Source organism: Veillonella sp., assembly GCF_041333735.1.
Lineage (GTDB): Bacteria > Bacillota > Negativicutes > Veillonellales > Veillonellaceae > Veillonella.
This window is the reverse complement of the sequence record NZ_JBGKFB010000001.1, coordinates 50,702-70,023: the sequence shown is the minus strand read 5'-3', so window position 1 is coordinate 70,023 and position 19,322 is coordinate 50,702. Positions and strand designations below refer to the sequence as shown.

14 protein-coding genes and 1 other RNA gene are annotated in these 19,322 nt (G+C 40.5%); all 15 read left to right on the top strand.

Annotation, left to right across the window (positions count from 1 at the left end):
* Positions 1-14 precede the first annotated feature (14 nt).
* The 15 genes from ACDF53_RS00330 (at position 15) to rny (ending at position 19,126) form a co-directional block, all read left to right on the top strand.
* Positions 15-506 carry a Fur family transcriptional regulator gene (locus ACDF53_RS00330; RefSeq protein WP_105089417.1) on the top strand — a complete coding sequence of 164 codons (492 nt, stop codon included), beginning with the start codon at positions 15-17 and terminating at the stop codon, positions 504-506.
* Positions 499-1,926: a coproporphyrinogen dehydrogenase HemZ gene (gene hemZ / locus ACDF53_RS00325; protein WP_303930194.1), complete on the top strand. Its 1,428-nt coding sequence runs from the start codon at positions 499-501 to the stop codon at positions 1,924-1,926. The genes ACDF53_RS00330 and hemZ overlap by 8 nt, the downstream gene beginning before the upstream one ends.
* Positions 1,926-3,197 (top strand): histidine--tRNA ligase, encoded by a 1,272-nt coding sequence (hisS, locus tag ACDF53_RS00320; RefSeq protein ID WP_303930195.1) that lies wholly within the window; start codon positions 1,926-1,928, stop codon positions 3,195-3,197. The genes hemZ and hisS overlap by 1 nt, the downstream gene beginning before the upstream one ends.
* A gap of 8 nt (positions 3,198-3,205) precedes the next feature.
* The gene (gene aspS, locus ACDF53_RS00315) at positions 3,206-5,011 is read left to right on the top strand and encodes an aspartate--tRNA ligase (protein WP_298696098.1); all 1,806 of its coding nucleotides are present in this window, start codon (positions 3,206-3,208) and stop codon (positions 5,009-5,011) included.
* Positions 5,012-5,091: 80 nt separating this feature from the next.
* Positions 5,092-5,264: non-coding RNA, 6S RNA (ssrS, locus tag ACDF53_RS00310), on the top strand.
* A gap of 176 nt (positions 5,265-5,440) precedes the next feature.
* Complete coding sequence (locus tag ACDF53_RS00305) at positions 5,441-6,742, top strand: replication-associated recombination protein A (protein WP_370815158.1); 1,302 nt, start codon at positions 5,441-5,443, stop codon at positions 6,740-6,742.
* Positions 6,743-6,824: 82 nt separating this feature from the next.
* Positions 6,825-9,569, top strand: coding sequence for a DNA translocase FtsK 4TM domain-containing protein (locus ACDF53_RS00300; RefSeq protein WP_370815157.1), 2,745 nt, complete (start codon positions 6,825-6,827; stop codon positions 9,567-9,569).
* 48 nt (positions 9,570-9,617) lie between these two features.
* Complete coding sequence (locus ACDF53_RS00295) at positions 9,618-10,070, top strand: helix-turn-helix transcriptional regulator (RefSeq protein ID WP_105089411.1); 453 nt, start codon at positions 9,618-9,620, stop codon at positions 10,068-10,070.
* 30 nt (positions 10,071-10,100) lie between these two features.
* On the top strand, positions 10,101-12,098 hold the full coding sequence (locus ACDF53_RS00290; RefSeq protein WP_370815156.1) for a YgiQ family radical SAM protein: 1,998 nt from the start codon (positions 10,101-10,103) through the stop codon (positions 12,096-12,098).
* A 62-nt stretch (positions 12,099-12,160) separates the two neighbouring features.
* Positions 12,161-13,198 (top strand): ABC transporter substrate-binding protein, encoded by a 1,038-nt coding sequence (locus ACDF53_RS00285; RefSeq protein ID WP_105089409.1) that lies wholly within the window; start codon positions 12,161-12,163, stop codon positions 13,196-13,198.
* A gap of 64 nt (positions 13,199-13,262) precedes the next feature.
* Positions 13,263-14,609 (top strand): 30S ribosomal protein S12 methylthiotransferase RimO, encoded by a 1,347-nt coding sequence (gene rimO / locus ACDF53_RS00280; protein WP_105089408.1) that lies wholly within the window; start codon positions 13,263-13,265, stop codon positions 14,607-14,609.
* Positions 14,610-14,646: 37 nt separating this feature from the next.
* Positions 14,647-15,894 carry a competence/damage-inducible protein A gene (locus tag ACDF53_RS00275; protein WP_370815155.1) on the top strand — a complete coding sequence of 416 codons (1,248 nt, stop codon included), beginning with the start codon at positions 14,647-14,649 and terminating at the stop codon, positions 15,892-15,894.
* Positions 15,895-15,898: 4 nt separating this feature from the next.
* Positions 15,899-16,939, top strand: a complete 1,041-nt coding sequence (gene recA, locus ACDF53_RS00270) for a recombinase RecA (protein WP_105094512.1) — start codon at positions 15,899-15,901, stop codon at positions 16,937-16,939.
* A gap of 2 nt (positions 16,940-16,941) precedes the next feature.
* A complete protein-coding gene (locus ACDF53_RS00265; protein ID WP_370815154.1) occupies positions 16,942-17,385 on the top strand; it encodes a regulatory protein RecX in 444 nt (147 codons plus the stop codon).
* A gap of 196 nt (positions 17,386-17,581) precedes the next feature.
* Positions 17,582-19,126: a ribonuclease Y gene (rny, locus tag ACDF53_RS00260; RefSeq protein WP_105094511.1), complete on the top strand. Its 1,545-nt coding sequence runs from the start codon at positions 17,582-17,584 to the stop codon at positions 19,124-19,126.
* Positions 19,127-19,322: the final 196 nt, after the last annotated feature.

Here is a 19,322-nt window from a genome sequence, read left to right as displayed (position 1 = left end):
AGGGGATAGTTATCATGAACACAACATTAGAGAAATTAAAAGAACGCATTAAAGATAAAAAATACAAATTAACTACACAACGTCAAACAATTTTACAAGCCTTCATCGATGCTGATGAAAACCATTTGAGCGCAGAAGACGTATATGTACTTGTAAAAGAAGTTGCTCCTGATATCGGTTTGGCTACCATTTACAGAACACTTGATCTATTCACTGAACTTGATTTGTTAAAACGCCTTGATTTCGGTGATGGTCGTAACCGTTACGAATTAAATGATGAAGAGTTCGCTCATTTCCATCATCATTTGATTTGTGTAAAATGTGGTAAAGTATCCGAGTTCGAAGACGATATGCTTGAAACATTAGAGTCTATCATCGCTAAAAAATTGAACTTCCGCACGATTGACCATCAATTGAAAGTATATGGTTACTGCAGCGATTGCCAAAATCATATGACTGAAGCAGAACTTGAAAAATTAGAACGTATGGCTCATCACCATGCTTAATGGATATCTATATACGGGGCCATTACCACTTGGCTCCGTAGTAGCCCATAACTGTGGTGCTGCTGGTTTATTCTCTGATAAGGTTAATCCAGACGTTGTTTTAGAGGCTATAGAGGTAGACGGTTTATATCGTTTGACTGTAACCATTGGTGAGACCGTAAAAACTTTTGACGGTGATATTTCATCTATGGGCCGTCGTCAAATTGGCCAAGCCTTATTGCGCTATTTGCGTGAATATCAAGGTTTGCCAGCCGATGCCCCATGGGGGACTATGGTCGGTGTGCGTCCTACAAAGCTACTACATAAATATATAGATACATATGGCTCTGTCCACGCAGCAACTCGTCACATTAGGGACGAGTTTTCTGTGTCTATGGAAAAGCTTGCAACGTTGGGGGCTATCGGTGAGTATCAACGTCCATTTTTAGCTGATACAGACGATAAAAAGGTGAGTCTCTATTGTGGCATTCCTTTCTGTGATACTCGTTGTGTGTACTGCTCGTTTCCTTATGGTCTTTATCAGGATTACACTGATAAAAGTCAATTCTTAACAGCTTTAGGCCGTGATATGGAGGATATGAAAGCTATTGCTCAGTCTTATGGCTTATCGGTAGATACCCTCTATATGGGTGGCGGTACACCAACGGTATTAGGTGATGAAGACTTTCACCAAATCCTAAAACAGTTATCTATACTAGTGCCAGAAGGTCATGAGTTTACTGTAGAGGCGGGGCGTCCAGATTCTGTTAATCCTCGGAAGATACGATCTATGCTCGATTTTGGTGTAAATCGTATCAGTATTAATCCACAAACGATGCAAGACGATATTTTGCGGCGCATTGGGCGTGGACATAGTGCGCAAGATATTGATGAATTGTTACAATATGTAAAAGTTAATACACCATTTGCTGTAAATATGGATTTTATTGCGGGTTTACCGCATCAAACGATGCAAAACATGGTAGAGAATATGGATTACGTATGTCAAAATTTGCCGGAAAATGTTACAATTCATACGTTAGCATTAAAACGTGGTAGCCCATTGTATGATTTAAATATGCAAGATGATATTCCTGAAGAACATCTCGTAGCAGAAATGGTACAATATGGTAAAGAGCGTCTTGAAGCAGCTGGCTATGTGCCATATTATCTATATCGCCAACAATATATGAGAGGGCAATTAGAGAATATTGGCTATACCTTGCCAGGTAAAGCGTGCGAATATAATATTCAGATAATGGAAGAGCGACAAAGTATTCTATCCATGGGACCTGGTAGCTCATCTAAATGGATGCGCGCCCCTGAATATCGTCAATTGAAACAGCACATGCCAAAGGATGTTGATGTTTACCACGCAACGATAGATGCACTATTAGAGAAACGACATAGAATTTGTGAGAAATTTTGGGAGGTTGTGTAATGGCTATTAGAAAACCAAGAGGTACACAAGACTTTTTGCCAGAGCAAATGATAAATTGGCACTATATTGAACAACGTATGCGTGAAATTTGTAAAGTATACGGGTTCAATGAAATTCGCACACCTGCCTTTGAAGATACTAAATTATTCTTGCGCGGTATCGGTGAAACTACAGATGTAGTACAAAAGGAAATGTATACATTTACTACAGGCGATGATGGTGGCTCTAGCTTCACATTGCGTCCTGAAAATACGGCTTCTGCTGTACGGGCCTACTTAGAAAATAAAGTATATGGTAAAGAAGGCCTTACAAAATGGTATTACATGGGACCTATGTTCCGTCATGATAAACCACAAGCAGGTCGTTACCGTCAATTCCATCAATTTGGTGCAGAGGTACTAGGCTCTCAATCTCCAGTGGTAGATAGTGAAGTTATCTGTATGGTTGTACAATTGTTGAAAGACTTTGGCCTTAAAGACCTTAATGTAGAGGTGAACTCTGTAGGTTGCCCAACATGCCGCCCTGTATATCGTGAAAAATTAATTGAATTCTTTGAACCTAAAAAAGAACAATTATGCAGTGATTGCCAAGAACGTTTATATAAAAATCCGTTGCGTATCTTGGATTGCAAAAATGAAACCTGTAAATCCTTGTCCGTAGGTGCTCCTGAAATTCACGAACATTTATGTGAAGAGTGTCATGATCACTTTGAAGAATTGAAGACATATTTAACAGCTGCTAATGTGCAATATACATTGAACCCTCGCCTTGTACGTGGTCTTGATTATTACACAAAAACAGCATTCGAAGTACAATACACTCCATTAGGCGCACAAAGTGCCGTAGCAGGTGGTGGACGTTACGATGGCCTTGTAGAGGAACTTGATGGTCCTCATACACCAGCCATTGGCTTTGCCATGGGCATGGAGCGTTTATTATTAGCTCTTGAAAAACAAAACTTATTGCCTGAACCAACTGTTGAACCATCTGCATTTGTAGTGGCTCTTGGTGATGCGGCTAAGGTAGAGGCTTTCAAAATTTGCCAAGCATTACATGATGCATATGTATCCGTTGAAATGGACGGACAGGGCAAGAGTATGAAGGCACAATTAAAATATGCTAACAAAATTAATGCAAAATATGTTATCATATTGGGTGATGATGAATTGGCTCGTGGGGAAGCCATAATCCGATTCATGGAAACTAGTGAACAAGAAACTGTACCACTTGATACAGTTTCTGAACGTATAACTTCTTTGGTGAAAGGATGACAATTAGAATGGAAACAATGCAAGGCTTACACCGTACGCACGGTTGTGGCACCATCTCTGAACAAGAGGTAGGTAAAGAGGTCGTATTATGTGGTTGGGTTGAACGCCGTCGTGACCACGGTGGTTTGATTTTCTTGGATCTACGCGATCGTTCTGGCGTAGTACAAGTAGTAGCGTCTCCAGACCATAACGTAGAATCTTTCCACAAAGCAGAGGATGTTCGTAATGAATATGTACTTTGTGTACGTGGTAAAATTACAAAACGTGATGAAGCCGCTATTAATCCAAACCTTCCTACAGGTGCATACGAAATGTTCTGTGAAGAGTTGCGCGTATTGAACTCCGCTAAAACTCCTCCATTCTATATTCAAGATGATATCGATGTAGATGAAAATATTCGTTTGAAATATCGTTACCTTGACTTGCGTCGTCCAGAAATGCAACGCAACTTGATTTTGCGTCACAAAGTAACGAAAGCAATGCGCGACTTCTTCGATAGCCGCGATTTCTTGGAAATTGAAACTCCAATGCTTACTAAATCTACACCAGAAGGCGCTCGTGACTATTTAGTACCTTCTCGTGTAAATGCTGGTACATTCTATGCATTGCCACAATCTCCACAAATTTTCAAACAAATCTTGATGGTTGCTGGTTATGAAAAATACTTCCAAATCGTTCGTTGCTTCCGCGATGAAGATTTGCGTGCAGACCGTCAACCTGAGTTCACTCAGCTCGACTTGGAAATGTCCTTCGTAGATGAAGAAGACATTTACTCTATGCTTGAAGAAATGATTGCTCATGTATTTAAAACTACATTGGGCAAAGAAATTCCATTGCCTATGCCTCGTATTACATGGGATGAAGCAATGGATAAATACGGTTCTGATAAACCAGACCTTCGCTTCGACATGGCCTTTACTGATGTAACTGATCTTGTAAAAGATACAGAATTTAAAGTATTCCGCTCTGTAATCGATAACGGTGGTGTAGTTAAAGGTATCGTTGTACCTGGCGATGCTGGTATTCCACGTCGTGAACTTGATGACCTCGTTGAATATGTTAACCGTTACGGTGCAAAAGGCCTTGCATGGGCTTGCTTCAATGAAGATGGTTCCATCAAGTCTCAAATCATGAAGTTCTTAGGTGAAGATACAATCCGCAATATCGGTGAAAAAATGGGCGCTAAAGGTGGCGACCTTGTATTGATGATTGCTGATAAACCTGCTACTGTGGCACGTGCATTAGGTGAATTGCGCCTTGAAATGGCACGCCGCATGAACATGATTGACCAAGATAAATTGGCATTCACATGGGTAACTGATTTCCCTATGTTCGAATATAACGAAGATGAAAAACGTTATGTTGCAATGCACCATCCGTTCACAATGCCTCGTCATGAAGATCTTGATAAATTGGAATCTGATCCTGGTAGCGTAAAAGCGATTGCTTACGATATGGTATTGAACGGTGTTGAAATCGGTGGCGGTTCCTTGCGTATTTACCAATCCGATGTACAAGAAAAAGTATTCAAAGCTATTGGTTTATCTGAAGAAGAAGCTAAATCTAAATTCGGCTTCATGCTTGATGCATTCCAATACGGTGCACCTCCTCATGCTGGTTGTGCATTCGGCCTTGATCGTCTTGTTATGTTGATGGCAAAACGTCAATCTATCCGCGACGTAATCGCATTCCCTAAAACCCAATCTGCTTCTGATGTAATGAGCCAAGCTCCATCTGAAGTAGAACCTAAGCAATTAAAAGAGTTGCATATTAAACCAGATATCGAGGAAGAAGAAGAGCAATCTTTGGTGTAAAAACATAGGCAAGAATTGATTAAATTTGAAATGTCAAGACTTGTTAATTACGAATCTTTCTGATACTATTTATGTATAAGATATCCCTGCCATGTGCGTGTGATATCGCAGTTTTGAGCCAACACATTTACTTCGGGAGTCCGAACTCTCGTCTGAACGTTACGCCCTTACGGGACAACTGAAGGATGAGGAGGACACCCACCTGCCCTAAGCAGGATCAAAACGCGGTACATTACGGCATGGTGGGGCTTTTTTGCGTGTAAAAATGGTATGTAATGTCATATACTATATATAGAAAAGACCAGCCAATATCGTTATTATAGGCTATTGATCTATAAATTATATTCTTAATGAATACAATTTACTGGACTGTACGAGTAATAAAACTTTAGAGTTAATAGATAAGATGTTATGGATTGAGGTGATAGAATGGATAGTTTATTTGATATGACGCCTACCAATACGTATGAACCGTTACCGGTGCGTATGCGTCCTACCACATTAGACCATTTATATGGTCAAGAAAAAGCGGTAGGGAAGGGGACTTTCTTGCGCGCCATGGTTGAAAAGGATACAATTCCATCTATGCTTTTTTATGGCCCTTGTGGAACGGGTAAAACTACACTAGCAGGTATTATCGCGAAGGTTAGCAATAGTCATTTTGTCAATTTAAATGCTACTAATGCGGGCATAGGTGAGCTGCGTAATATCATAGAGGATGCTCGTAAGCGAGTGCGATCTTTACAACAACGAACCATTTTATTCCTCGATGAAATTCACCGTTTTAATAAAAGCCAACAAGATGTACTTTTACCTTGTGTAGAGGATGGCACAATCATCCTCATTGGCGCTACTACAGAAAATCCATTTTTTGAGGTAAATAGACCACTTTTATCTCGTCTAAGGTTAATTACCCTAGAAGCGCTTACACCAAAGGCTATAGGCCAAATTTTGCGCCGTGCTATTACAGATGAAGAGGTAGGCCTTGGTAAACGGCATCTACAGGTGACAGATGAGGTTCTTGAAGATGTAGGGATTTTCGTCAATGGCGATGGGCGTATGGCGTTAAATATTTTAGAGCAGGCAGCAGCAATGGTACCTGATGAAGGGTCTATTACTATAGAGGTCCTTGAAAAGGTCGTAGGCCGCCGTATTTATACATACGACAAAAAAGGCGATAGTCACTACGATACGATTTCTGCGTTTATTAAAAGTATGCGTGGTTCTGATGTACAAGCGACGGTTCATTATCTCGCTCGTATGATTGAAGCTGGCGAAGATCCAAACTTTATCGCTCGTCGTATCGTAATTTGTGCTGCTGAAGATGTAGGTCTAGCAGATCCTCAAGCTTTAATTCTTGCTAATGCAGCCGCTCAAGCCGCTCATATGGTAGGCTTCCCGGAAGCGCGCATTATATTATCTGAGGCGGCTTGTTATGTAGCCTTAGCGCCGAAAAGTAATTCTGCTTATATGGCAATCGATGCAGCCATTGCCGATGTGCGCCACAAGGATTGTGGACAGGTGCCAGATCATTTAAAAGATAGTCATTATAGTGGTGCTAGCAAACTAGGCCATGGGAACACTTATAAATATGCTCATAACTATCCAAATGGCTATGTAAAACAGCAATATTTACCAACACCTCTTAAGGATGCTATATATTACAATGGTATTAAAAGAGGCAAAGAAGAACAGTTACTTCACGACTGGGAGGAACGGCGTAAAAGCTAACTAAATACTTCGATATATGCTATAATATAATGATAAGTTAATTTACTGTAATGTTATATAAGTAAGGGGTTTGTATAGATTTATGGCAGAAGAAAAAACTTCCACCAAAAAACGCAATACACGACGAAAGCGAACAAGTACAAAACAGCAAACTAAGTCTCAAGGATTTTCCTTGCGTAGCGAAGTTAAAGGCTTAATTGTAATTGCCTTTGCAGTTATTTCCCTGCTCGGATTCTTTGGCTTTGAACTCGGTCTTGTCGGTGAAATCTTAACAGGTATATTCCGCTACGGCTTCGGCCTAGGTGGGATTATTCCTTGTTTGTGTGTTTTCTGGGTAGGTTGGAGATTATTATATAAGGGGACATTTATTTCCATTACAAAACGAGGCATTGTAATGACCTTGTTTTTCTTATTCTTGTTAGCTCTCGTTCCGTTGTGGCGCGTTCCTGAGGGGCAGGAACTTATCACAACACAATTGGCTAACCAAGGTGGTGTTGTAGGTGGCGCCATTGCAACATTCATGCGCACTTTGTTAGGTAATTTAGGTGCTATTATTCTTGATGTATTCTTATTGTTAGCCTTTGGTCTTCTTATTACTCGATTATCTTTGCGCAGTGGGTTGCAAAAGGCAGCGGATAAAACTCAAGTAGGTTTAGATGTAGCAAAAGAGGTAGCTGCTGAGAAGGTAGCCGTGGCGAAAGAGGTCTTTGAGGACTGGAATGAGCAACGTAAAGAGGCGGCGGCACAGCGTAAAGCCTATAATAGGGAAAAAGATACGCGCTTTGAAGATGCTGCAGACCAAGCATTAGATACTTTAGAAAAACGAGGCATTACTACTGATAGAGACAGCTTTGAAACTGATACCTCTGTAGAGGTGGAACCAATAGCGGATACAGTCACAACTGTGGAAACACCAAAGGCTCCTACATCTTGGAAAGAATTAGCCGAGATAGAGGCACGCAATCGAGCAGCAGAACAATTGGCGAATATTTCTGAAGCTTCTGGTGATGCGAAGTCTTATGATGCGGATGATTTCGATCAATTCTTAGATACTAGTAGATCTACTGGTGATGATTATGTGTATGTTCCAGATGAGGATTATACATATACTCCAGATGAAGGATATTCCGATGATTCTGAATCAGGAGACAATACTCATGAGGACCAACCGGAGTTCACATATCAAAATACAACGATGGGTCCATTGGAAACTAACCATGCTGCCATAGCGTCTGCGGTGCCTGGAACAGGTGCTGCTGCAAGTTCTGTAAGTGCTGGTGCAGGTATGACTGGTATGAGCTTACAAGTACCGTCTACCATTAGTACTACAGAAGATACAGCACAAGTAGCAGTGTCTAAAGAGGGTCAAATTCACCGTACCTATGATAGACCTTATCATTTCCCAAGCCTTGATATTTTGGCGAAAGGGAAGGGGAGTCAAAGCAATGGTGAAGAAGTAGCTCAAAATGCAATGATGCTTGAAAATGTATTGAGCAACTTTGGCATCACTGCTAAGGTCGTTAATGCAACACAAGGTCCAACTGTTACGCGTTATGAAATTGAACCTGCACCGGGTGTAAAGGTTAGCCGTATCGTTAATTTAACAGATGATATTGCCCTTAATTTAGCGGCTCAACATATTCGTATGGAGGCTCCAATTCCTGGTAAATCTGCTATAGGTATTGAGGTTCCTAATAAGACAACAGAGGCCGTGCATTTGCGCGATGTTCTTGATTGCAGTGACTTCAAGGATGCGCGTGGTGGCATTCCTGTTGGTCTTGGTAAAGATATTGCAGGGAAACCTGTTATTACAGACCTTGCGAAGATGCCTCACTTGCTTGTAGCAGGTACTACGGGTTCTGGTAAGTCTGTATGTGTTAATACCTTGATTTCCAGTATTCTATTTAGTCGTAAACCGGAAGAGGTCAAGTTATTATTAATCGACCCTAAGATGGTTGAATTGTCTATTTATAACGGCATTCCTCACTTGATGGCGCCAGTTGTAACAGATATGAAAAAAGCAGCTGCTGTATTGCGTTGGGCCGTTCGTGAAATGGAGGCTCGTTATAAAGCCTTTGCAGCATCTGGTAAACGAGATATTAAGAGTTATAACGAAGCGCATCCTAAGGCGGCTATGCCGTTGATTGTATTAATTATTGATGAGTTAGCTGACCTTATGATGACAGCTCCTGATGATATTGAAGAATCTATTAGCCGCTTAGCACAAATGGCGCGTGCTGCGGGTATTCATATGGTACTTGCTACACAACGTCCATCTGTTAACGTTATTACTGGTTCTATTAAGGCCAATGTACCGAGCCGTATTTCCTTTGCCGTAGGCTCTCAAATTGACTCCCGTACCATCCTCGATATGGCGGGGGCTGAGAAATTACTTGGTAAAGGTGATATGTTGTTTGCTCCAATCGGGGCGAATAAACCAATTCGTGTACAAGGTGCATTTATCTCTGATGATGAAGTTGAACATCTTGTGGAATTTGTAAAAGCTCAACGAGAACCAGAATATGATGATACTGTTACACAAGAGGCTGAAAAGGAAACAGAGAAAGAATCATCTGAAGAAAATGATATTTACCGCGATGAATTATTAGAGCGTGCTGTTAATCTTGTAATGGAATCTGGTCAAGCTTCTGTATCCATGTTGCAGCGGCGCTTCCGCATTGGATATACTCGTGCGGCTCGTCTTGTAGATACGATGGAAGATCTTAAAATCGTGGGCCCTAGCATGGGCAGTAAAGCTCGAGAGATTTTAATGAGTCCTGAACAAGCAAAGGCTCGCTATTTCTCGGACTCCAATGATGAACAATAATTGAATGATTACGATATGAGTAGTATGTAGAGTTAGAAAGGAACGAAAATGGCTGAATTAGGCGAAGAATTACGACGTGAACGGGTAAGACGTAATCTAACCTTTAAAGATGTGGAGCAAGTACTTCACATTAAGACAACCTATTTGGAAGCTATCGAAGATGGTAAATATGACATCATTCCTGGTCAGGTCTACGTGAAAGGCTTTATTCGTAATTACGGCAATTATTTAGATCTTGATGGTGATCGCTTGGTGAAAGCCTACCAAAGCCAAGTAGGGGATATTGATACTTTTTCTTTACGCTCTGTGACGAGACAGAAAGCTCAAGCTACTCCTAATTTGGTACAAAGCGAGTTCGTTGAATACCAAACCTCTAAGAAACGAATGTCCTTAGAAACACGTCAACGTAAACGTCAACGCTCTATCGTACAAGAACGCATTATTTTAGGCATAATTTTATTCTGTATGGCATTATTTTTACTATGGTTATTCCTTTTCTAATAAAAGGAAAGAAAGGCATTTACTCAATCGATGGATAGATTTTTAGTAACAGAACCTTCGGATATGAAGGAACGTGGCTGGGCCGAATTAGATTTCGTTCTCATCAGTGGGGACGCCTATGTAGACCACCCATCCTTTGCTCCTGCTGTTATCGGCAGGTACCTAGAGTTCAAAGGTTATCGTGTAGGCATTATAGATCAACCAGATTGGAATGATGTAGAGGCTTTCAAAAAACTAGGTAAACCGCGTCTAGCGTCCCTTGTTACAGCAGGGAATCTAGACTCAATGCTCAATAAATTTACGGCCGCAAAGAAGATTCGCCGTCAAGATGATTATTCTCCCGGTGGTGAAGCTGGTCATCGTCCAGATCGGGCTACCTTGGTATATGCGAACCGTATGAAAGAGGCATATAGTGATGTGCCGCTTATTATCGGTGGTATAGAGGCATCCTTGCGCCGCTTTGGTCATTATGATTATTGGTCAGATACTGTACGTCGCTCTATCTTAGTTGATTCTAAGGCCGATGTACTTGTTTATGGTATGGGTGAACTTCAAATTGTGGAATTAGCAGATGCTCTAGATCAAGGTCGCTTTAAAGAGTCCTTGCCATCTATTCGCGGTATTTGTTACATGGCAAAGGAAATTCCTACTATAGACTATATTGAATGCCCGTCTTTTGAGGAAATTAAAGCTGATAAGATGGCCTTTGCTGATGCATTCCGTATTCAATATGATGAACAAGACCCATTTTATGGTCGTATGGTAGTCCAAAAGCATGGGGACAGATATCTTATTCAAAATACGCCTGCTTTGCCTTTGACACAGGAGGAAATGGATGGTGTATATAACTTGCCATATACACGTAAGTGGCATCCTAAATACGATGATAAAGGTGGCGTACCAGCGTTAAGTGAAGTACAATTTAGCCTTGTTAGTCAACGCGGCTGCTTTGGTAGCTGTTCATTCTGTGCCATTACCAATCACCAAGGTCGCATCATTCAAAATCGTAGCCATGAGTCTTTAATCGACGAAGCCCAAACGATGATTGAGATGGACAATTTTAAGGGTTATATTCACGATGTTGGGGGGCCTACTGCAAACTTCCGTCATTTAGCCTGTGATAAACAAGCTGTATATGGCGCTTGTAAAGGTCGTACATGTGCAGCTCCAGAGCCTTGTGAAAACCTTAATACAAACCATGATGATTATATTGCACTACTCCGTAAATTACGTAAGCTAAAAGGAGTAAAAAAGGTATTTGTTCGTTCTGGTTTGCGCTATGACTATGTGCTGGCGGATAACAATAAAGACTTCGTACGAGAGCTGTGTGAGTTTCACGTTAGTGGCCAATTGAAGGTAGCACCAGAACACGTATCTAAACGGGTTACCAATATGATGGGGAAAGCGGGTAAGGAAGAATTCCTCACCTTCAAATCTTGGTTTGAAGAGGCTAATAAAAAGCTTGGTAAGAAGCAATATTTAGTGCCATACTTTATGAGTTCTCATCCTGGTTGTGCCTTGGAGGATGCTATTGAATTAGCAGAGTTCTTGCGTGATCAACATATGTATCCAGAACAAGTACAGGATTTTATTCCAACACCGGGCAGCCTATCGACTTGTATGTACTATACGGGGATTAATCCTCTAGATGGAAAGCCTGTATACGTAGCCAAAAAAGGTAGAGATAAAGCTAAGCAACGTGCTTTAATGCAATATAAAAATATTGAAAATTATGATCTTGTAAAAGAAGCACTCATTGAAGCTAATCGGCGTGATTTAATTGGATTTGGACCAGAATGTTTGATTCCACCACGCCCAATTGGTCGCAATAGTAATCGTACTGGTGCGGGCACTGGCAACCGTAATAGAGTACAAGCTAATAATCGTCGCAGCGGACGTCAATCAGGTGAGCAGCGTAGTAAGGGAAACACGTGCTCTAACCAACAGGCTGCTCTTAGTAAGGGGAGATCATCTCGCAGTGGTATGACTAAAGGTCGTCCCTCTAACAAAAGCCGTGGTGGTCGTTAATTATAGAGATTAGTTTTATCTAATCTCATTTGGGGATACTTTATGTCTTATAGGAGGCATATATGAAACGATGGATTGCTCCGGGCATTTTAGCCCTTTTTGTGGTAGGGATGTTGACCTATGGCGTAAACTTTTACCATCAAGAACAATTGGAACATGAAAAAGAGCCTGTTCGTGGTGAGATTATAGTTTATACAGACTTACCGAATAATATAACTACATTGCTTGCCGATCGTTATGAAGATGAGAAGAATGTAAAAGTTACAGTTATGCCTCTTACAGAAGAGCAAATGGCGCAACGTTCGGCCTCAAATGTAGCTGATACATCTGGTGATATTGTACTTACCTCTGAGGATAACCTCGTTGTAGGCGCCAATACTGGGAAATATGCACCTATTGTTAATGAGAAAATTGACGAGGTTCGTGACAATCTAAAGGATACAAATGGATATTGGGTAGGCCTTTGGTATGATCCTATCGTATTTGTTCAAAATGATACCTTCTACAATGGGGTTGGTAAATATATTACTACATGGGATACCTTGGCAAAACAAGGTGATTGGACCATTGTAATGACCGATTTTGTAGCCTCTCAGAATGCGGCAAACTTGTTATATAACATGGTGGAATATAGAGGGGAGCCTGAAGCATTAAACTATCTATATAGCTTAAAACCTCATGTAATACAACATGCTAAGTTCTTGTCTACCCCAGTTCGTTTAACAGCGCTTGGAGAGTCTAATATCGGCATTGGTAATTTATCTGATGCGGCCCAATATACGCGTCATGGATATCCAATTAAGGTCATTTATCCAACGGATGGGACCTCTTATTATGTAACTGGGGCGGCCGTATTAAAAAATTCAAAACATAAAGCAGATAGCGTCGAATTTATTAATTGGTTGTTATCTACAAAGACCGCAAAATATATGGTTGAAAATAACTTCACCTATATATTTACAAATCCAGAAATGGATGAGCCAAAAGACTCATTGGGACATGAGCTAATTTTATGGCCTGTAAATGGCGGTTACACCATTGATGGTAAAAAATTATTACTAAATCACTGGGTTAGCCAAGTGCGTTTCCGTAAGGAATAACTCAGTTATATAGATCCTATTAAGGTAGTAAATTGAAAATAATCTTGTTAAGAAAGGATATAGAATGGGTAAGAAATTAGGATATGTTAGCCTAGGTTGTGCTAAAAACTTAGTAGATACAGAGGTAATGTTAGGCTTATTGAAAGATAATGGCTATACGATTACAGAGGACCTAAGCGAAGCAGATCTTATCGTCGTAAATACCTGTACTTTTATTGAGAAAGCCAAAGCGGAGTCTATCAATACCATTCTTGAGGTAGCTCAATATAAAGAAGATGGTACATGTAAAGGCCTTATTGTAGCAGGTTGCTTAAGCCAACAATATCAAGATGAGCTATTCAAAGAAATTCCTGAAATTGATGCTTTGATCGGTACAGGTGCATGGGACCAAATCATGGTAGCTGTTGATGCTATTGAGCATGGCAACCGTAGTTGTATCATGGAAAATATTACAAATATCTATGATGAGCGCATGCCTCGTATTCAAACAACACCTCGTTACAGTGCGTATGTAAAAATTGCGGAAGGCTGTAACAATGGTTGTACCTTCTGCATTATTCCAAAGGTGCGTGGTGCATTCCGCAGTCGTACTATCGAATCTATTAAGGCCGAAGTGGAACGCTTAGCTGCAGCAGGTGTTAAAGAGGTTGTTCTTATTGCTCAAGATACGACTAGTTATGGCATTGACCTTAACGATGGCAAGCCTTTGTTGACTACATTGCTTAAGGAGTTAACTACAGTAGAAGGCATCGAATGGATTCGTATGTTATACCTATATCCAACATTCTTCTCTGATGAATTGTTAGATCTTATCGTTAATGAGCCAAAACTTTGTAAATATGTAGATATCCCATTACAACATGTTAATAACGATATTTTAAAACAAATGAATCGTCGAGATGATCGCAATGATATTGAACGGTTGCTTAAGAAAATTAGAAATGCTCCTACACATATTACATTGCGTACATCTATTATTGTTGGCTTCCCTGGTGAAACAGATGAGCAATTTGAGGAACTTTGCGACTTTGTAAAAGAAATCAAATTTGATAATATGGGCGTATTTACTTATTCTCAAGAGGAAGGTACACCAGCTGGTGCGCGTGAAGACCAAGTGCCAGAAGAGGTAAAAGAAGACCGTTATCATATTCTCATGTCCATCCAAGCCGCTATTTCTGAAGAAAATAACCGCGATTTAGAAGGTACTATTGACTATGCAATGGTAGAAGAAATCGAGGAAGGTGAGAATGGTACATTACTCGCTAAAGGACGCTTAAAATCTCAAGCACCTGATGTAGACGGTAATATGTACATTGAAGACTGCGGAGAAGAGATTCAACCTGGAGATATTCTTAAGGTACAAGTAGAGCAGGGCTTTGCTTACGACGTAGTAGCTACGGTTGTAGAATAAAACACAGCTCGATACATTCGATTGTGGAGGTGATCTGATGATTGTAGAACTCATTTCTACAGGTTCAGAGTTATTGCTAGGTGATACAGTTAACACTAATGTATCTTGGTTAGCACAAGAATTAAATAAATTAGGATATACTATTGCTCATCAATCTGTCGTGGGGGATAATCCTAAGCGCATGGCAGAGGTCTTTCAATTAGCTAGCACTAGAGCGGACATCGTTATTAGTACTGGCGGATTAGGACCAACGCAAGGGGATATTACACGAAATGTATTAGCCGATTCTATTGGACGACCTATTGTATTTAATCAAGAGGCTATGGATGAGGTTAAAAAATTCTTTGACCGTGTAAAACGTACCGTGCCGGATGCAAGTCGTCGAGAAGCTGAGTTGCCTGAAGGCGCAAACGTATTACATAATCCGGTAGGCGTAGCGCCTGGTGTTGTAGTGGAAGATGGAGATACTACATACATACTTTTGCCAGGACCTCCAGGTGAGATGAAGGGTATGTTCCACGATAGTGTGGTGCCTTATTTAATGAATCGATTTGGTTCACAAGGTGTTGTTACCTCCTATCGCTATGGGGTATACGATATTCGCGAAATTGGTTTAGAAAATACCTTAATGGATCTCATTAAGAACCAATCAAATCCAACCATTGCTTTGCTCATTAAAAAGGGGTACATAGAGGTTCGTATTACTGCTAAGGCTGACACCTTAGAGGCTGCCCATGAGGTTCTCAACCCTTGGGATGCTATCATTCGAGAACGATTAGGAGCTCGTGTAGGACGTGACTTGACTGTTTCTATGGAGGAAACACTTGGTCATGTGTTACTTGAAGAGCATAGCACTATTAGTACTGCTGAATCCTGTACTTCTGGATTAGTTGGTAAATTACTAACTAATGTGAGTGGCAGTAGTGAGTACTACATGGGTGGCGTTATTTCGTATAGCAACGACATAAAACATCGTGTACTAAGTGTACCTCAAGATATGCTCGATACGTATGGTGCCGTAAGTGAGCAAGTCGCTAAGGCTATGGCAGAGGGGGCACGAACTGTGGGTCAAACAACATATGCCGTTTCTACGACTGGTATAGCTGGTCCCGGTGGTGGTAGTCCTGAGAAGCCGGTTGGTCTTGTGTGGTTCGGTGTAACTGGACCTCATGGGACAGTAGCTCACAAGGCTAATTTAATTGGTAATCGCGAAGATATTCGACAAAGTGCAGCAGAGCTAGCACTATATTATGTGTATACTTATATAACAGAAAAGGGGAAATAAAATAATGGCTGTAGATGGCAGACAAGCAGCGTTGGATAACGCGTTAAAACAAATTGAAAAAGACTTTGGTAAAGGCGCTATTATGCGCCTTGGTGAAGCAGCAGATCGCATGAATGTAGAGGTTATCTCCTCCGGTTCCCTTGCTATCGATATCGCTGTTGGTGTAGGGGGCTTCCCTCGCGGCCGTGTAATTGAAATTTACGGTCCAGAATCTTCTGGTAAAACAACAGTAGCGCTTCATGCTGTAGCAGAAGCGCAAAAACAAGGTGGTATTGCGGCATTTATTGATGCGGAGCATGCGATGGATCCGGTATATGCTCGTAACTTGGGCGTAGATATCAATAACTTATTGATTTCTCAACCAGACAATGGTGAGCAAGCTCTTGAAATTACAGAAGCTCTTGTTCGTAGTGGCGCTGTAGATATTGTCGTAGTTGACTCAGTTGCAGCTTTAGTTCCTAAAGCTGAAATCGAAGGCGAAATGGGCGATGCTCACGTAGGTCTTCAAGCTCGTTTGATGAGTAAAGCATTGCGTAAATTGACTGGTATCATCAGCAAATCTAAAACTGTTGTTATCTTTATCAACCAATTGCGTGAAAAAGTAGGCGTAATGTTTGGTAATCCTGAAACTACAACAGGTGGTCGTGCGTTGAAATTCTATTCCTCCGTACGTCTTGATGTTCGTAAGGGTGAATTAATTAAAGCTAATAACGAAAATGTTGGTGCTCGCACTAAAGTTAAAGTTGTTAAGAATAAAGTAGCACCTCCATTCAAAACAGCTGAGTTTGATTTGATGTACGGTGAAGGTATCTCCAAAGCTGGTACACTTATCGATATTGGCACAAATATGGAAATCATCAATAAATCTGGTGCATGGTATTCCTATAACGGTGAACGCATGGGCCAAGGTAAAGAAGCAGCTAAACAATATTTGTTAGATAATCCACAAATCGCTGATGAAATCGATCGTATTATTCGCGATACATTAGCGGTTGGCACTGAAGAAATTGATGTAATCGGTGAAGAAGTAACTGAAGAAGTATAATCATGAGTGACGAAACGCTGCAAGCTGCTATGGATCAAGCGTATCGCTTCCTAGCTCAACGATTTCTTAGTTCCTATGAACTGACACAAAAAATGAGACGTAAACAAATCGAGGACCCAATCATTGAGCGGGTCCTTGAACGTCTTAGAGACTATGATTACATCAATGATGAACGCTTATCTGAGCAAGTATTGGCGTACTTGATGAAAGAACAGAAATACGGTGCGTATATGATTAAGCAAAAGATGAAGCTGCGAGGTCTTACAGTGCCTCAGGAAATCTCTAATTATGATGAAGTGAAAGCTGCTTATCGTGTGGTGGAGAAAAAATTTGGTTCCATTCTCAATGAGGACTGCACTCCTCGTGTAAAAGTCTTTAATTTTCTCAAATATAGAGGGTTTTCAACGAGTACTATCCAAGTTGTGTGCAATGATTTTTATGAATAGATAGTACTTTTTCTGAGGCCTTACTAGGCTTGTAAAATCTTGACAGAAAGGGCTTTCAAGTCTAAAATTAATAATAGCCTTATTTATTTATATGATGATATGGCTAAATGATAATTTAATGCATGAAGGGCATAAAAAGGAGCATGAAAGCTCGATTTTGAGAATTTAAGAGGAGGTGAGACAGATTTTAGAAGATGTGGGACATATTTTAGAGTATTGTCTAATTGCAGTGGTAATGGTACTGATTGGACTAGGGGCAGGCTATTTTTTTAGAAAAAATATTGCTGAAGGAAAACTGAATCAAGCTGAGCAAGAGGCTGCACGTATCATCGCTAATGGTGAGCGAACAGCTGAGTCTAAAAAGAAAGAAGCTTTATTAGAAGCGAAAGAAGAAATTCATAAGCTCCGTTCTGATGTAGAACGAGAAAATAAAGATCGCCGTTCCGAACTTCAACGTATGGAACGTCGTATTCTTCAAAAAGAAGAATCTTTGGATAAAAAATTAGACAATATTGAGCACAAAGAGGAAGCTTTACATCGCAAAGAAGCTGACTTAGCCCAAAGCCGTGAAAAAATTGAAGCTTTGTATGAAAAACAAATGGCAGAATTGGAACGTATTTCCGGTATGACATTTGAAGAAGCTAAGAATATCTTGTTAACGAATGTGGAACAAGAAATTCGTCATGAAACGGCGATTATGGTTAAGGAAATGGAGCAGCAAGCTAAGGATGACGCGGAGAAAAAAGCAAAAGAAATTATCTCCTCTGCTATCCAACGTTGCGCAGCTGACCATGTAGCGGAGACTACCGTATCCGTAGTGGCATTGCCTAATGATGAAATGAAGGGTCGCATTATCGGTCGTGAAGGCCGTAATATTCGTGCACTCGAAACATTAACAGGTATTGACTTGATTATCGATGACACACCAGAAGCAGTTATTCTTTCCGGTTTCGATCCAATTCGTCGTGAAGTGGCTCGTATTGCTTTGGAAAAATTGATTGTAGACGGTCGTATCCATCCAGCTCGTATTGAAGAAATGGTTGGTAAAGCTCGCAAAGAGGTTGACCAAACTATTAAAGAAGCTGGTGAACAAGCAACATTTGAAGCTGATGTTCATGGCTTACATCCTGAAATTGTAAAGATTTTAGGTCGTTTGAAATATCGTACTAGTTACGGTCAAAACGTTTTGAAACATTCTATTGAAGTATCTCATTTAGCAGGTTTGATGGCAGCTGAACTAGGCTGTGATGTAACATTGGCTAAACGAGGTGGTTTAATCCATGATATTGGTAAAGCATTGGACCGTGAACTTGAGGGTTCTCATGTTCAAATCGGTGTTGATGTGGCTCGTAAATATCGTGAAAGCGCAGCAGTAATTAACTGCATTGGCGCTCATCATGGTGATGAAGAGTTCCAATCTGTAGAAGCTGTATTAGTTGCAGCTGCTGATGCTATCTCTGCGGCTCGTCCTGGAGCACGTCGAGAAACATTAGAAAACTACTTGAAACGTTTATCTAAATTGGAAGAAATCGCTGAATCCTTCGAAGGCGTTGAAAAATGCTTTGCTATTCAAGCAGGTCGTGAGATTCGCGTTGTAGTAAAACCGGATAAGATTGATGAAGCTGAGTCTACATTACTCGTTCGGAATATCGTAAAACGCATCGAGTCTGAACTCGAATATCCAGGCCAAATTAAGGTCGTAATTATTCGTGAAACTCGCGTTGTGGATTACGCAAAATAATATGCTATAAGCGATAAGTATAGGCTGCAATGATTTCATTGCAGCCTATTATTATCAAATTATTATTCGCAGCCTATTAAAGAATACGGCGTATAGGAATCATCATGTATTGATCCATAATAGATGGTGATTCCTATGATTCGTATCAGTTACTAAATCGGTTTGACTTGATAATTGATTAAATTACTTTACAAAT

Bases quoted from the DNA above. Each gene is read 5' to 3' on its own strand.
- ACDF53_RS00330 (WP_105089417.1), top strand. From the start codon at position 15: ATGAACACAACATTAGAGAAATTAAAAGAACGCATTAAAGATAAAAAA.
- hemZ (WP_303930194.1), top strand. From the start codon at position 499: ATGCTTAATGGATATCTATATACGGGGCCATTACCACTTGGCTCCGTA.
- hisS (WP_303930195.1), top strand. From the start codon at position 1,926: ATGGCTATTAGAAAACCAAGAGGTACACAAGACTTTTTGCCAGAGCAA.
- aspS (WP_298696098.1), top strand. From the start codon at position 3,206: ATGGAAACAATGCAAGGCTTACACCGTACGCACGGTTGTGGCACCATC.
- ACDF53_RS00305 (WP_370815158.1), top strand. From the start codon at position 5,441: ATGGATAGTTTATTTGATATGACGCCTACCAATACGTATGAACCGTTA.
- ACDF53_RS00300 (WP_370815157.1), top strand. From the start codon at position 6,825: ATGGCAGAAGAAAAAACTTCCACCAAAAAACGCAATACACGACGAAAG.
- ACDF53_RS00295 (WP_105089411.1), top strand. From the start codon at position 9,618: ATGGCTGAATTAGGCGAAGAATTACGACGTGAACGGGTAAGACGTAAT.
- ACDF53_RS00290 (WP_370815156.1), top strand. From the start codon at position 10,101: ATGGATAGATTTTTAGTAACAGAACCTTCGGATATGAAGGAACGTGGC.
- ACDF53_RS00285 (WP_105089409.1), top strand. From the start codon at position 12,161: ATGAAACGATGGATTGCTCCGGGCATTTTAGCCCTTTTTGTGGTAGGG.
- rimO (WP_105089408.1), top strand. From the start codon at position 13,263: ATGGGTAAGAAATTAGGATATGTTAGCCTAGGTTGTGCTAAAAACTTA.
- ACDF53_RS00275 (WP_370815155.1), top strand. From the start codon at position 14,647: ATGATTGTAGAACTCATTTCTACAGGTTCAGAGTTATTGCTAGGTGAT.
- recA (WP_105094512.1), top strand. From the start codon at position 15,899: ATGGCTGTAGATGGCAGACAAGCAGCGTTGGATAACGCGTTAAAACAA.
- ACDF53_RS00265 (WP_370815154.1), top strand. From the start codon at position 16,942: ATGAGTGACGAAACGCTGCAAGCTGCTATGGATCAAGCGTATCGCTTC.